This is a genomic window from Rhodococcus sp. MEB064, from assembly GCF_000834565.1.
Lineage (GTDB): Bacteria > Actinomycetota > Actinomycetes > Mycobacteriales > Mycobacteriaceae > Rhodococcoides.
Genome location: NZ_JXQS01000074.1, coordinates 76,002 through 89,391, shown reverse-complemented (window position 1 = coordinate 89,391; position 13,390 = coordinate 76,002). Strand labels below are relative to the sequence as shown.

Sequence of the window (13,390 nt, the reverse complement as noted above, 5' to 3'; positions counted from 1 at the left end):
ATCACCATGTCCGTCGGCACCCACCAGAACACTGACATCGCCGACGATGCGACGTCCGTGCGTGTCGCACTCGCCGTCGAGGGCATGACGTGCGGTGCCTGCGCCAACCGGATCGAGCGCAAGCTCAACAAGGTCGACGGGGTGAAGGCCTCGGTGAACTACGCCACCGCGGTCGCCACCATCGAGGCTCCGCCGTCCGTCACCACAGCAGACCTGTGCGGGATGGTCGAGGCCGTCGGATTCACAGCCGCGGAGTTCACCGACGACACCCGCGTCGACACCACGGCCGAGGACGCGCATTCCCGAGACCTGTTCCGCCGTCTCGTCGTCGCCCTGGTTCTGTTCGTTCCGCTGGCCGATCTGTCCATCATGTTCGCCGTCGTGCCCGACACACGCATCACGGGGTGGCAGTTCATCCTGCTGGCGCTCGCTGCCCCGGTCGTCCTGTGGTCGGCGTTGCCGTTCCACCGGGCAGCGTTGTCCGGATTCGCGCACCGCACCACCACGATGGACACGTTGGTGTCCACGGGCATCATCGCGGCCACCGGGTGGTCCGTCTACTCGATGTTCTTCCAGACCTCCACGGCGGATCAGACCCGGGGCATCTGGGCGGCCATCACGTCGAGCGATGCGATCTACCTCGAAGTGGCAGCCGGCGTCACAGTGTTCGTACTCGCCGGCCGCTACTTCGAGGCAAAAGCCAAACGCCGCGCCGGCGGCGCCCTTCGAGCTCTCGCCGCTCTGGGAGCTCGGGATGTCTCGGTGCTCGTCCGCGGTGGCGGCGAACTACGGATTCCCGTCTCGGAACTGAAGGAGGGGCAGCAGTTCGTCGTCCGTCCGGGGGAGGTGATCGCCGCGGATGGTCTTGTCGTGGACGGACACTGCACTGTCGACACCAGTGCCATGACCGGTGAGTCGCTTCCCGTCGACAAGGAGGTCGGCACGGCGGTGACCGGCGGCACCGTCGTGCTGGACGGACGTCTCGTCGTCGAGGCCGCCGCGGTCGGGGCCGACACCGCGCTGGCCGGCATGATCAGGTTGGTCGACGCCGCCCAGTCGGGCAAGGCCGATCTGCAGCGCCTGGCGGACCGCATCTCCGGCATCTTCGTTCCCGTGGTGTTCCTGCTCTCGGCCGCGACATTCGCCGGATGGGTTGTCGGCAGCGGCGACATGAACGCAGCGGTCAGCGCTGCACTCGCGGTCCTGATCATCGCCTGTCCCTGTGCGCTGGGCCTGGCCACACCCACAGCGTTGATGGTGGCCTCCGGCCGCGGGGCGCAACTGGGGGTGTTCATCAAGGGACATCAGGCGCTGGAGGCCACACGCACGGTCGACACCGTCGTCTTCGACAAGACCGGGACCATCACTACCGGAGCGCTGACGTTCGAATCGATCGTCGTCGCTCACGGGGAGAACGAGGACGATCTGTTCCGACTCGCCGGAGCCGTGGAGGTCGCATCCGAGCACGCGATCGCGGCCGCGATCGTCGGCGCCGCTCGTGACCGACTGGGGACACTTCCGTCGGTCGACGATTTCGTCGCGCTCCCCGGACTGGGGGCACGAGGGCTCGTGGACGGCCGAGCCGTGGAGATCGGACGGCGGCGATTGTTCGAGGACAGGCAGTGGCCCGTTCCCGGAATTCTCGCCCGTGCACAGCACGAGAGTGAGCAACTCGGAGCGACAGCCGTCTATCTGGCAGTCGACGACCGAGTGCGGGCAGTTCTCGTCGTCTCCGACACGGTCAAGCCGTCCGCCGCGGCGGCCGTCGCGCAGCTGCACGCGCTCGGGCTCCGCACTCTGCTCGTCACGGGAGACAACGCCTACGCCGCGCAGGCAGTCGCCGACGCCGTGGGCATCACCGACGTCGTCGCCGAGGTGCTCCCCGAGGGCAAGGTCGAGATCGTCTCGTCGCTGCGCGAGAGCGGCCGCACGGTCGCCATGGTGGGCGACGGCATCAACGACGGACCGGCCCTCGCCACAGCGGACCTCGGTCTGGCGATCGGTGCGGGGACCGATGTCGCCATCGGCGCCGCCGACATCGTCGTCGTCCGGGACGACCTCGGTGCTGTGGTGGATTCCCTGGGCCTGGCGAAGGCCACGCTCGCGACGATCAAGGGAAACATGGTGTGGGCGTTCGGCTACAACGTCGCCGCCATCCCCGTCGCAGCGGCCGGACTGCTCACTCCGCTGCTGGCCGGGGCGGCCATGGCGTTCTCCTCGTTCTTCGTCGTCTCGAACTCTCTGCGACTACGCCGTTTCACAAGCTCCAACTCGGTCACCGGCGAGCGGGAATCGCCGCGCTGAGGGTTCGCGGGAACTTTCTCGATGGAGCGGCCGACTTCTCTTCCGTCACCACTCCACGAGAAGAGAGAACCACATCGTGTCCAAGACCGACCGTGCCCAGCGTAATGTGCTGGCGGAAGCCGAACGCAGACGTTCGGTGCTCATCCGCGCCGGAATCACCGCCGCCCTGGTCGTTTTCGCGCTGATCGTGGGCATCGTGGTCATCTCCGGCCGCGACACCCCCGGCGCAGCAGCTGCGCCGGCGTCGGTCACCGACACCGGCGCCCTGCGCGCAGCCGAGCCCGACGTCGAGACCCTCGGCGGCGGGCAGACACCCACACGAGTCCTGACGATCTACGAGGACTTCCAGTGCCCGAGCTGTCGAGCCTTCGAAGCCACCTTCGGTAGTGCTCTCGACGAGCTCCGCACGAGCGGGGCCGCGGCGATCGACTACCAGCCGATCGCAATTCTCGACAGGATGTCGACCACCGACTACTCCACACGCGCTGCCAACGCGTCGCTGTGCGTGGCTGATTCGTCGATGGACAACTGGCTGCGCTTCCATTCGTCAGCCTACGAACAGCAGCCCGCCGAAGGTGGTGCCGGACTGACGGACGATCAGCTCACCGAGATGGCAGTGGCGGCGGGTGCACCCGAGACGGTCGGCGAGTGCATCGCCGACGGAACCCACACCGACTGGGTCGCCTCCTCCACCCAGTCGGTGCTAGAGACCAACGTGAATTCGACTCCGACCGTCCTGCTCAACGGCGAACCCCTCCAGCTGACAACCCCCGAGGCACTGACCGCCGCCGTGCTCGCGATCTCGTGACCGACGTCCTCGCGAGCACCGAGGTGTCCGGACGCCCCCCGCTCGGCCGCATCGCGGGCGGGGGGATCCTCGTCGCCGGGGCGATCGGACTCCTGGCGGCGCTGGTGTTGGTCATCGAGCGATATCGGCTGTTGCTCGATCCCAGCTATGTACCGTCCTGCAGTCTCAACCCGGTTCTGTCGTGCGGGTCGGTGATGACCACGCCGCAGGCCGCGCTGTTCGGCTTCCCCAACCCCATCCTGGGAATCCCCGCGTTCACGGTGGTGGTGGTGACCGGCATCCTCTGTCTCGGCGGTGTCCGTGTCCCGCGGTGGTACTGGGCGGGGTTGGCGATCGGACTGTCGGTCGGGGTGGTGTTCTTGCACTGGTTGATCTTTCAGAGCCTGTACCGGATCGGCGCACTGTGTCCCTACTGCATGGTCGTGTGGGCGGTCACCGTGCCGCTGTGGGTCGTCGCGGTCTCCCGCGCGACGCAGTGGGCACCGTTCGTCAGATGGAGATGGACCATCGTCGCCCTCTGGTTCACCGCAGTGATCCTGCTGTGCGGGGAACGATTCCTCGACTACTGGCAGACCCTGCTCTAGCTCGGATACGGCACTGTCCCAGCCGCATCGACGCCGACGACGACCGCGAGCAGGGCAATCGCCAGGATTCCGACCAGTCGCGCGTCCCGCCGGTGTTCGACCCGTGCTCCCAACCACGACGCCAACGCGACGAGAACGACGAGAACCACGAGATGGACGTCGATCATGCGCGCACGTTCACCTTCGCGCTCTGGACAACTGGGCCAGCATCGCGTTGTAGGCCGCGAGCTCGTCGTCGTCGGTGCGATCGGCTGCCCGGTCCTCCCGCACCTCGGTCTTCCTGTCCTGGCGCGCCCACTGCGTCACCAGAGCGAGGACGACCATCACCAGCGGGACCTCGCTCGACGCCCACGCCAAGCCCCCGCCGAAGCGCTGGTCACTCGCGAGGTCCTGGACCCAGGGGAGGTCGAGGTATCGGTAGAACGTACCGCCGATGAGACGGTCCATCGTCATCACCGCGATACCGAAGAACGCGTGAAAGGGCATGGCCGCGAACAGCAACGCCAGCCGACCGAGGTGCGGTAGACGCTTCGGGCCCGGATCGATCCCGATGATGACCCAGTAGTAGAGGTATCCGGTGACGATGAAATGGATGTTCATGAGTTCGTGACCCCAGTGGTACCGCACCAATTCGTCGAACAGTGGGCTGAAGTACACCGCGAACGGTGAGAGCACGAACAGTCCGACGGCGACAGCCGGGTTGGACAGAACTCGAAGTAGCGGTGAGTGCACGACCATGACGATCCATTCGCGCGGCCCGGGGGCGTTGCCGTCCCGCGCGGCCGGCAGTGCACGGAGCGCAAGAGTGACCGGCCCGCCGAGAACGAGCAGCACAGGAACGAACATGTTCAACGTCATGTGCACGCCCATGTGGACGCCGAACATCGCCGAACCGTAGGCGCCCACCCCGGAACTGGTCGCCACCAACAGGGTCAGGCACCCTGATGCCCAGGCGACGGTGCGTCCGAGCGGCCACGGGTCGCCGCGCCTGCGCAGGCGGACGACGGCCCACCCGTACAGCCCGGCCAACAGGACCGCGCCTGCGCCGGTGACGAAGTCGAAGCGCCAGAACGAGGCGAACTGCGAGAGCGACGGGGGACCAGTGGGCTGAAACCCGAGAAAGACGTCATAGACGGTGGACGCGGTGACCAGAAAAGCCGGAGCAGGCCGCACGGCCATGAGCACGACCAGCGCCCAGACGAACACCAGGATCACCGACGACGCCTGTGCCGACACTCGCATGTACCGATCGGACGGAGGACGCCGAACAGCCGCAGTCACGGCGAGGACCGCGGAGACCAGGACGAGTGCCCCTGCCACGAGGGCGAATCGGCCGTACTCCGAATTGAACACAGCTCCCGACGGAAGGAGGATGACGGCCACCACGATCGCTGGTCCCACGGTGAGAACCGCCGCGCACGAGGCGACGACACGATGCCGGGACACGGCCAGGTCGCATTCGCGCGCGTCGCGTCCGTCCACGCGCAGGATCATCGAGCGCAACGAGATCGCGGCGCCGGTCCACACGGAGAAGGCGACCATCGCCACGATGACTGCGCTGGTACCGATGTCGTGATCGCGGCCCTGCCCGGCGTTGCCGATCACCCAGGCCGGGAGAATCCCGATCACGGAGACAGCGGCCGACGCGGCTAGCGGTACCCAGTTCAGAGTCCAACGCGTGAGGACGACCACGGCGAGAGCGGCGACTGCGCTCACCATCCACGCCTTCGGTGCCTCGTTCGGCGCCACGAGGTCGAGAAGTGCGCCGCGCCGCACGGCATCGCCCAGACCGATCCCGGTGGCATCCGCCGCGGACACCGGAATCAATGCTGCGGACGACATCAGCCAGACGGAGCTGGAACGCGCGGCGATCAACAGTGCCGCATAGCCCTCCGGGCCGATGCGCCCGGACTTGGTGACCCGTGTGCAGGTGAGTGCGTGCACCAGCGCCCCGAGCGTGACCGCGCCGGACAGGGCAGCGACGAACCGCAGCACCACGTACAGCTGGGAGGTGACGATGCCGGGATACGAGTCTCCGCTCGCGAGGTAGCGGGTGTCACCGGAGACCGCGGTGACCGACACGACGAGGCCGACTGCGACGACGATCGTCGCAGTGAGCACATGGGTCGACAGTGTGCGAGAGGGCCGCGACGACGCGTCTCCTGACGAACGCATCCCCGGTGTCATCGGCCGCTGCACTGGTCACGGTGGGTCGAGGAAGACGTCACATCACTCCCATCATGATGGCCATCCCGCCGGCCATGGCCACCTCGCACGCGGCGGCGACGGTCTGCGGCTGGTACACGCGTCCCACGGTGGCCACTGCACCGCGCTCCGCGGTGGTGGGGGCCAGGGCGGCGTCCTGTTCGACTGCGAACATGCGGTGGAGCCAGAGGATCGCGGCCGCGGCGAACGCCAGCGTCAGAGCGAAAGATACGAGGGAGACCCACTCCGAACCCGCGCTCGTCCGAGCAGAAGTCTCCATCGCCGCGTGATGGGCGTGCGCGGACGCGTCACCAGCCATCGAATCGCCACCGGAATGATCGTGTGCGGCGGTGTCGGGCAACCACCCGGCCATGACGACCACCATCCACACCATCGCGGCCATCATGAATGCGTGATAAGCGGCCATCACGGGACCATGACGACCGACGTCCACCCGTCGCCGCACACTCGCGAGAACACCCTGCGCGGCCGTGAACACGAACCACAGGGTGGCCGCACCGAAGAAGACGCCCTGGGGGAGCAGGGGTACAACAAGGCCCCACGGCCACGCCATCGCGATCATCGCCACACACATCGCCAGGTGCAGGCCATGATCGATCACACCGCGGGTCCGCCCGACGTGGGCCAGCCGCGACACGCAATAGCCGGCGGCGGCGACGAACAGGGCCGTACAGATCCAGCGCAACGTGCCATCGGCGATCACGACCGGTCCTCGTCCACGATCGAGGTGGGCATCACACGTGGCTGCATGCGCGGTTCGTTCCTCTGCTCGGGCCGCACGGGCGCGTAGGCCCGTGATCGTCCACCAGTGGTCGGGTGCCGCGTACCGAAAGTTCCCGACAGTCCCGGTTCGACTCGACGACCGCGCTCTCGAAGCCGAAACCGATGCACCACAACCGCACTCGTCCGGACGAATTCCCGACGGAGGGGAACCCGACCGCGCCCACAGCCGACTACCGAGGCATGAACACTCGTACCTTCTCGACGGCGCTCGTCGCTGTGGCCCTGGTGGCGTCCGCGTGCACACGGACCGTGGACGCACCCGATCCGACGGCGGACGGAGGTGCCGTCCGGCCCGCGCCCTTCCCCGTCACGGTGGCGGACTGTGCCGGTGAGCCCACCACGTTCGACGGGCCACCGGCGACGGTGGTGACAGCCAATCTGGCCGCACTCGAGCTGGTGATCCGTCTGGGGCGGGCGGACAGTGTCGCCGGAACCGGGTGGGCGTCCGGAGTGTCCACGCTCCCGGACGACGTCCGCGAGGCCGCGGAGACGGTTCCCGTGTTGTCGACCGGTGGCATTCCCAAGGAGGTCCTGCTCACCACCGGAGCGCAGGCGTACATCGACGCCTTCGGATCGATGCAGATGATGGGGGGAGACGGATTGTCCGAGGAGGAGATGGCCGCTGCCGATATGCGACACGTGGTGCTGTCGTCGAGTGCCTGCGCAGCGACACTCCAGGGTGCCCGCACGGACCTGGACGCCGTCTACCGCGACATCGAGAGCATCGGCGCGATCCTCGACGCATCTGCCCCCGCAGCCGACCTCGTGGCCGACATGAAGGACACGATCGCCGAGGTCGCCGTCGCACATCCACCGCGGGACGACCGGCCGACAGTGTTCTACTACTCGCCGGACCACACCACGCAGGGGATGACCACGGTCGGCGGTAAGCAGATCGCGAACGCCATCTACGAATTGGCCGGAGCCCGTAACGCATTCACCGACGATGCGACGAGCATGCGACCGGTGTCCTGGGAAGACGTCATCGCCGCCGACCCTGATTTCATACAGATCGCTGTCAGGAACAAGGCATCCGCCGCGGAGCAGTCCGCCGAGTACGCTGCAGCGCTCGAAACTCTCCGCAGCGATCCGCGAGCGCGTGACCTTCGCGCCGTCCGCGAGCAACGTTTCATCGACCTGGGTGCGGAGGAGACCACGCTCCCCGGCATCGCCAATGCGGCCGCCGTGGCGACCATCGCGAACGCCGTCGATGGTTCGTGACCGCGGTGCCGCGCTGCTCACCGGCGCCACCACGGTCCTGCTCGTCGCGGGATTCACACTGGCGGTGAGCTACGGATCGACGTCGGTTCCCGTGTCGACCGTGTGGTCGACCGTTCGAGGAGGTCTGCTCGGTACACCCTTCGCCCCCGGCACGATCGATCTCATCGTGTGGCAGGTGCGCATCCCGCGCCCCATCCTCGCCGTCGTCGTGGGTGCCGGTCTGGGGACGGTCGGGGTCGCCGTGCAGGCGCTGGTGCGCAACGATCTCGCGGATCCGTACCTCCTCGGTATCTCCTCGGGAGCCTCCGTCGGTGCCGTGTGGGTGTTGGTGTTCGGGGGTGGCGTCGTCGGGACGCTCGTCGGCATCATCGGATCCGCGGTGGTCCTTCCCGTCGCGGCGTTCCTCGGTGCTCTCATCGCCCTCGCAGTCGTGTGGTCGGTGACCAGAGCCGCGGGCGGCATCGGCGGAACCTTCGGGCCCACCCGACTCATCCTGACCGGAGTCACCGTCGGCCAGATCCTCACCGCGATCACCAGTTTCATGGTGCTGCAGACCGACGACCAGGCGCAGACCCGCAGTGTCCTGTTCTGGCTGATGGGCTCGCTCGGCGGGGCCACCTGGTCGCAGCTACCTGTCACCGTCATCGGGGTCGCACTCGGCGCGGCAGTGCTCTACGGCCGTGCCCGCCACCTCAATGCTCTCGCGCTCGGCGACGAGACCGCGTCCTCGCTGGGGATCTCCGTGCTCCGTGTCCGCCGTGAGGTGTTCGTCGTCGTCAGCCTGATGACGGGGGTCATCGTCGCCGTGTCGGGAGCGATCGGATTCATCGGGTTGCTCGTCCCTCACCTGTGCCGCTTCGTCGTCGGTGTCGACCATCGCCGGCTGCTTCCCGCTGCGGCTCTGGTCGGGGCGACGCTGATGGTGTTCGTCGATCTGTCGTGCCGTGTCGCAGCGCGTCTGGTTCATCAGGAACTGCCAGTGAACGTGGTCACCGCCGCGCTCGGAGGCCCGGTCATGCTCGTACTTCTCATGACACGGACCGGCCGCCCATGACCGACACCGGACCACCGCCCGTGCCGCTGTCGATCGAGAAGTTGTCGGTTCGACTGTCCGGCAACGACATCGTCTCCGATGTCTCCGTCCTCGCTCGGGCAGGGTGCATCACCGGGATCGTCGGGCCCAACGGCAGCGGCAAGTCGACCCTGCTCCGCACGGTCTACCGCCACGTGTCACCGACGCACGGGCGCATCGTCGTCGGTGATCGCGACCTGTCGACCATGTCCACCGAAGCGTCGGCCCGCCTCGTCGCCGCGGTACCGCAGGAACGAGAGGGCGCACCGGGTGCGACCGTACGTGACGTCGTCGCCCTCGGCCGGATCCCGCACCAGTCGAGCTTCCGCCGCGAGTCGTCGGAGGACCGCGCGGTGATCGATCGAGCTCTCGCCGATGTGGAGATCGAGGATCTCGCAGCCAGGACCTTCCAGTCGTTGTCCGGTGGGGAGAAGCAGAGAGCGCTGCTGGCTCGATGCTTCGCTCAGGGGGCCGGGGTGTTCGTGCTCGACGAGCCGACCAATCACCTCGACCTAGCGCACCAGGTACAGATGCTGGCGCTGCTCGAGCGCACGGGCTGCACGTGCCTGATCACGCTGCACGATCTCGGCGTCGCCGCTGCGGTGTGCGACGAGGTGCACGTGTTGTCGAAGGGCGCCATCGTGGCGTCGGGTCCGCCCTCGGCGGTCCTGACCGGTGCGCTGCTCCGAGACGTGTTCGGCGTGCGTGCGGCAATCGGAAGACATCCGCTCACCGGAGGCGTCCAGATCTCGGTGGACTATCTGAGCGAAGCGACGTGACGGTGAGCCCGATCGTCCGCAGCGGTGACCGTTGGATCGTCGTCGTCGCTGCCGGGATTCTCTCCTTCACGGCGATGATGGAGATGTCCGCGTTGAATCTCGCACTGCCGGCGATCGCCCGACACACGGGGACGACGACGACGGTCGCGCAGATCGCCATCATCGGATATCAGGCGATGCTGACGATCTGCCTGATTCCGGCCGGGCGTTTCCTCGCCGCGCACGACGCGCGCCGCACTGTCCTCGGCGCACTGACTCTCTTCGCCGCCACCGGAGTGCTCGCCGCGTTCGCGCCCGGCGACGAGATCGGCATCGTGTGGACCACGGCGTGGCGAACGCTGCAGGGTGCGGCGGCGGCGGTTCTGTTCGTCTGCATGCCGCTTTTGTCGACGGGAGCGGTGTCCCCGCAGCGTCGAGCTCGTGCCCTGAGCGTGACCACAGGACTCGGGTCACTCGGGATCGTGATGGGCCCGGTTCTGGCCGGTCCGCTCATCGACAATTTCGGTTGGCAGTCCGCGCTGCTCCTCAAGATTCCGGCGTGTGTCGCCGCCGGGTGGATTCTCGCGCGGACGCCGCCGTGGTCGCTCGCCGGGGCACGTGGCCGACCGCCGCGGAGCGACGGTGGCCGGCCGGAGGACGAGACACCGACGAAACACATCGTGCTGGCTGTGGGTCTGGTCGCGAGTGCTGCATCCGTGGTCCCGCTGGGGGTGTCGATCGCCCTGCAAGCGGCAGGCGGGTCCGCCACCGACGCAGCGATGGTCATCATCGTCCAGGCGGCCGCCATGGCTGCGGTCGGTCTCGTCGCGGGCATGCTCGCCGATCGCATCGGACCGTCTCGACTCGTCGTGATCGGGGTTGCGGCGGTGACTGTCGGACTCGTCGCGATGGTCCTGCACCGCGGCGACTGGAGCATCGGCGAGCTGGCATGGCGATTGGCGCTGGTCGGGGTAGGCATGGGGCTCTACGGAGGCCCGGCGCAGGCGTGGGTGATGTCCTCGGTCGCTCCGGCACGGGCCGCGATCGCGGCATCGCACATGCAACTCGCCAGAACCACAGGCTTCATCGTCGGGCCTCTCATCGCGGCGTCGCTCTGGACGGCGCCCGTCGTACCCAATCCTGCTCTCACCGTCGCCGCCGCGGTCGCCGCGTGCGCCGCCATCCTGCTCGCCCACCACCGAACTCACCATCGCACCACGTCACGAGAGGACACCCGATGACAGACCGCACCCTGCTGGACGGATCTCGCTACCGCGCCGACCCGTATCCGTTGTTCGCAACCCTGACCTCGTCCGGGACCGTGCACGCGGTCTCCTTCCCGGCGCTCGACGCCTGGCTGATCACCGGACACGCCGCTGCACGACGTGCGCTGACGGACCAACGACTGGGGAAGGACCACGTCAGAGCGAACTCCGAGTTCCTGGCCAAGGCGTCGATCATGCCCGAGCCGCAACGATCCCGGCTGCAGAAGCACCTGCTCCACAGGGACGAACCGCACCACACACGGATGCGATCACTGGTCACAGACCACCTCTCGGCACGCCGATCCGAAGCCCACCGCGATGCGATCAGAGCCGACATCGATGCTCTGATCGACGCGATGCCGGCGACGGCCGACGATCGATCGGTGGATCTGGTCGCTGCCGTCGCCGAGGCGCTGCCGATGCTCGCCCTCGCTCGCGCGATCGGGCTACCGGATCATCTGCGGGACCGATTCGAGCCCGAGTGGCGGACCGTCGTCGCTCCGGTTCCGCCAGGACACCCGCGACGAGAGCGCTACGAGAACAACCTCGTGGAACTGCAGGACTACATCGACGACGTGGTACGCGAGGCCCGTGACGAGACCGTGCTCGGCGACATCGTTCGCGCCGCCGACGCAGCGATCATCACTGTGCAGGAACGAGACTCGATGATCTTTCAACTGTTCGCCGCCGGCCAGGATCCGGTGGCCGCACAACTCGAACTGGCCCTCGTCGGAGTACTCGAACGCCCGGCCGTTCTCCAGCAGCTTCGGAACCACCCCGACCTCGTACCGTCCGCCGTCGAAGAGCTGCTCCGCCACGATTCGGCCTTCAATCTGACGACGTGGAGGTTCCTCGAGGCGGACGATCACATCGACGGTGTGGCGGTGCCGGCCGGTGACTCGGTCATCGTGGCTCTGGGAGCGGCCAATCGGGACCCCGAGGTCTTCGAGTGTCCTCACGACGTGCGCATCGACCGATCGCCGAATCCGCACCTCGCATTCGGATACGGGCGTCATGCGTGCCCGGCAGCCGGTCTGGCACGCGTCGAGCTGCAGGAAGCGTTGACGGCATTGATCATTCGCTTGGACGGGCTCAGGCGTGCTTACGACCGCAACGACGACCTCGACTGGTCGAGTTCACCGATCACCCGGGCTGTCGCCGCGCTGCCGGTGCACTACTCGTGCCGACGGAGTGCGAGCGCATGACCGTCACGCTTCCCCGTCACCTGAGAGACGACGTGACGATGGCGGAGAACATTCTTGAGATACTTCTCGGTCGACGCCGCGCGGTGCCCGGCGAGGCACCGACCGCGGTTCCGGCAGCGCTCGAGGCGTCGACGCAGTTCGCGCAGATCATGGCCCACGTTCTGCAGCAGCGTCCCATTCGGATGACGCTGCCCGCCTTTCCCTGTAAGTCGCCCAGCCTGGACAAGGTGTGTGGAGTTCTGCCCGACGAAGGAGAACGTCTCGCCCTGATGGAGCTCGACGATCTGTGTCGGCGCATCGGTGAGATCTACGAACCGGGGGCGACACTGACCATCTGCTCGGACGGTCACGTCTTCGCCGACCACATCGGTGTGGACGACGGCGCCATCACCGAGTACGGCACCGCCCTGCGTGCACTCCTCGACGTCCAGCGTCTTGGCCATCTCGAATGGTTCGATCTCGGCGCACTCTGGCCGGGCCGCACCTTCGAGGACAAACGAACACTGCTCGACACCGCCTGGTGTGACGGACCCGAGGACGTGCGAGCACGCGCCCGACACGACGAGGCGGCCGCGCGGCAGCTCAGAGGGGTGATCAAGTTCCTGACCGAGGACGCTCCGAGCGGTGACGGCCACACCAGGTCGTACCGACATCGCCGAGCGAAGATCGCTGCGCGACACGTCGTGTCGCGAAGTCAGGGGTGGGGTCGGGTGATCGCCGCGCACTTTCCGAGTCACGTGCGTCTGTCGATTCACCCGCAACCGCGCGGAGCGGACAAGCTGGGGATTCGACTGCTCGACCATGCTGATGCGTGGACCACACCGTGGCATTCTGTCGTCCTGTACGGAACGGACGGCAGGCCTCGATTGGTCCGCCATGACGAGGCTCGAAAAGTAGGTGTCCCGCGACTGAGTGGTGGACGAATCTCCCACTACACAGCGATGTGAGGACGGACCACCGAGGTGGCTCCGCCGGGTGTCACTCCCTGTGACCCCGGCCTGATCTCTCCCGAGTTCGTGTCGCGTTAATCGTGATCCTGAGACTCTTGGCGGCGGTGATGAACGCCAATCGCTGCTGCGCGGTCAGGGGCGCGGGAACGGGTCAGTCCCCCCAGTAGCGTTGGAGTGGGCTGGTTCATCCGGCTCTGCCAGTGCAGACATCTAC

The 13,390-nt window shown here is 67.3% G+C and carries 12 protein-coding genes; 9 read left to right on the top strand and 3 right to left on the bottom strand.

The annotated features are described in order from the left end of the window. Nucleotides 1–6: 6 nt before the first annotated feature. The 3 genes from RU01_RS21450 to RU01_RS21440 all read left to right on the top strand — a co-directional run bounded on the left by RU01_RS21450 (nucleotide 7) and on the right by RU01_RS21440 (nucleotide 3,696). Nucleotides 7–2,304, top strand: coding sequence for a heavy metal translocating P-type ATPase (locus RU01_RS21450; RefSeq protein WP_042576605.1), 2,298 nt, complete (start codon nucleotides 7–9; stop codon nucleotides 2,302–2,304). A gap of 76 nt (nucleotides 2,305–2,380) precedes the next feature. Then, nucleotides 2,381–3,112 (top strand): DsbA family protein, encoded by a 732-nt coding sequence (locus RU01_RS21445; protein ID WP_052493409.1) that lies wholly within the window; start codon nucleotides 2,381–2,383, stop codon nucleotides 3,110–3,112. A 50-nt stretch (nucleotides 3,113–3,162) separates the two neighbouring features. Then, nucleotides 3,163–3,696: a vitamin K epoxide reductase family protein gene (locus RU01_RS21440; RefSeq protein WP_052493426.1), complete on the top strand. Its 534-nt coding sequence runs from the start codon at nucleotides 3,163–3,165 to the stop codon at nucleotides 3,694–3,696. Here the strand turns inward: RU01_RS21440 and RU01_RS22995 are convergent. The 3 genes from RU01_RS22995 to RU01_RS22310 all read right to left on the bottom strand — a co-directional run bounded on the left by RU01_RS22995 (nucleotide 3,693) and on the right by RU01_RS22310 (nucleotide 6,625). After that, complete coding sequence (locus tag RU01_RS22995; protein WP_155957002.1) at nucleotides 3,693–3,863, bottom strand: hypothetical protein; 171 nt, start codon at nucleotides 3,861–3,863, stop codon at nucleotides 3,693–3,695. The two genes, RU01_RS21440 and RU01_RS22995, sit on opposite strands and share 4 nt — an antisense overlap. Nucleotides 3,864–3,873: 10 nt before the next feature. Then, entirely contained in the window at nucleotides 3,874–5,817 is a 1,944-nt protein-coding gene (locus RU01_RS21435) for a cytochrome c oxidase assembly protein (protein WP_042576604.1), read from the bottom strand. 103 nt (nucleotides 5,818–5,920) lie between these two features. Next, nucleotides 5,921–6,625, bottom strand: coding sequence for a DUF5134 domain-containing protein (locus RU01_RS22310; protein ID WP_051613296.1), 705 nt, complete (start codon nucleotides 6,623–6,625; stop codon nucleotides 5,921–5,923). A 260-nt stretch (nucleotides 6,626–6,885) separates the two neighbouring features. Here RU01_RS22310 and RU01_RS21425 point away from each other — a divergent pair, with 260 nt between their 5' ends. Genes RU01_RS21425 through RU01_RS21400 form a run of 6 tightly spaced genes read left to right on the top strand, consistent with a single transcriptional unit; the run spans nucleotide 6,886 to nucleotide 13,173 of the window. Continuing rightward, complete coding sequence (locus tag RU01_RS21425) at nucleotides 6,886–7,926, top strand: ABC transporter substrate-binding protein (protein WP_042576686.1); 1,041 nt, start codon at nucleotides 6,886–6,888, stop codon at nucleotides 7,924–7,926. Beyond that, the gene (locus RU01_RS21420; RefSeq protein ID WP_042576603.1) at nucleotides 7,916–8,980 is read left to right on the top strand and encodes a FecCD family ABC transporter permease; all 1,065 of its coding nucleotides are present in this window, start codon (nucleotides 7,916–7,918) and stop codon (nucleotides 8,978–8,980) included. Before RU01_RS21425 ends, RU01_RS21420 begins: the two co-directional genes overlap by 11 nt. After that, on the top strand, nucleotides 8,977–9,777 hold the full coding sequence (locus tag RU01_RS21415; RefSeq protein WP_197074852.1) for an ABC transporter ATP-binding protein: 801 nt from the start codon (nucleotides 8,977–8,979) through the stop codon (nucleotides 9,775–9,777). Before RU01_RS21420 ends, RU01_RS21415 begins: the two co-directional genes overlap by 4 nt. Before the next feature lie 2 nt (nucleotides 9,778–9,779). Continuing rightward, the gene (locus RU01_RS21410) at nucleotides 9,780–10,997 is read left to right on the top strand and encodes an MFS transporter (protein WP_156149038.1); all 1,218 of its coding nucleotides are present in this window, start codon (nucleotides 9,780–9,782) and stop codon (nucleotides 10,995–10,997) included. Beyond that, a complete protein-coding gene (locus tag RU01_RS21405) occupies nucleotides 10,994–12,226 on the top strand; it encodes a cytochrome P450 (protein ID WP_042576601.1) in 1,233 nt (410 codons plus the stop codon). Before RU01_RS21410 ends, RU01_RS21405 begins: the two co-directional genes overlap by 4 nt. Continuing rightward, complete coding sequence (locus RU01_RS21400; RefSeq protein WP_052493408.1) at nucleotides 12,223–13,173, top strand: isocyanide synthase family protein; 951 nt, start codon at nucleotides 12,223–12,225, stop codon at nucleotides 13,171–13,173. The genes RU01_RS21405 and RU01_RS21400 overlap by 4 nt, the downstream gene beginning before the upstream one ends. Nucleotides 13,174–13,390: the final 217 nt, after the last annotated feature.

What these genes read in the sequence shown, in the direction of transcription:
- RU01_RS21450 (WP_042576605.1), top strand. Translation starts at nt 7, where the DNA reads ATGTCCGTCGGCACCCACCAGAACACTGACATCGCCGACGATGCGACG.
- RU01_RS22995 (WP_155957002.1), bottom strand. Translation starts at nt 3,863, where the DNA reads ATGATCGACGTCCATCTCGTGGTTCTCGTCGTTCTCGTCGCGTTGGCG.
- RU01_RS21425 (WP_042576686.1), top strand. Translation starts at nt 6,886, where the DNA reads ATGAACACTCGTACCTTCTCGACGGCGCTCGTCGCTGTGGCCCTGGTG.
- RU01_RS21420 (WP_042576603.1), top strand. Translation starts at nt 7,916, where the DNA reads ATGGTTCGTGACCGCGGTGCCGCGCTGCTCACCGGCGCCACCACGGTC.
- RU01_RS21415 (WP_197074852.1), top strand. Translation starts at nt 8,977, where the DNA reads ATGACCGACACCGGACCACCGCCCGTGCCGCTGTCGATCGAGAAGTTG.
- RU01_RS21405 (WP_042576601.1), top strand. Translation starts at nt 10,994, where the DNA reads ATGACAGACCGCACCCTGCTGGACGGATCTCGCTACCGCGCCGACCCG.
- RU01_RS21400 (WP_052493408.1), top strand. Translation starts at nt 12,223, where the DNA reads ATGACCGTCACGCTTCCCCGTCACCTGAGAGACGACGTGACGATGGCG.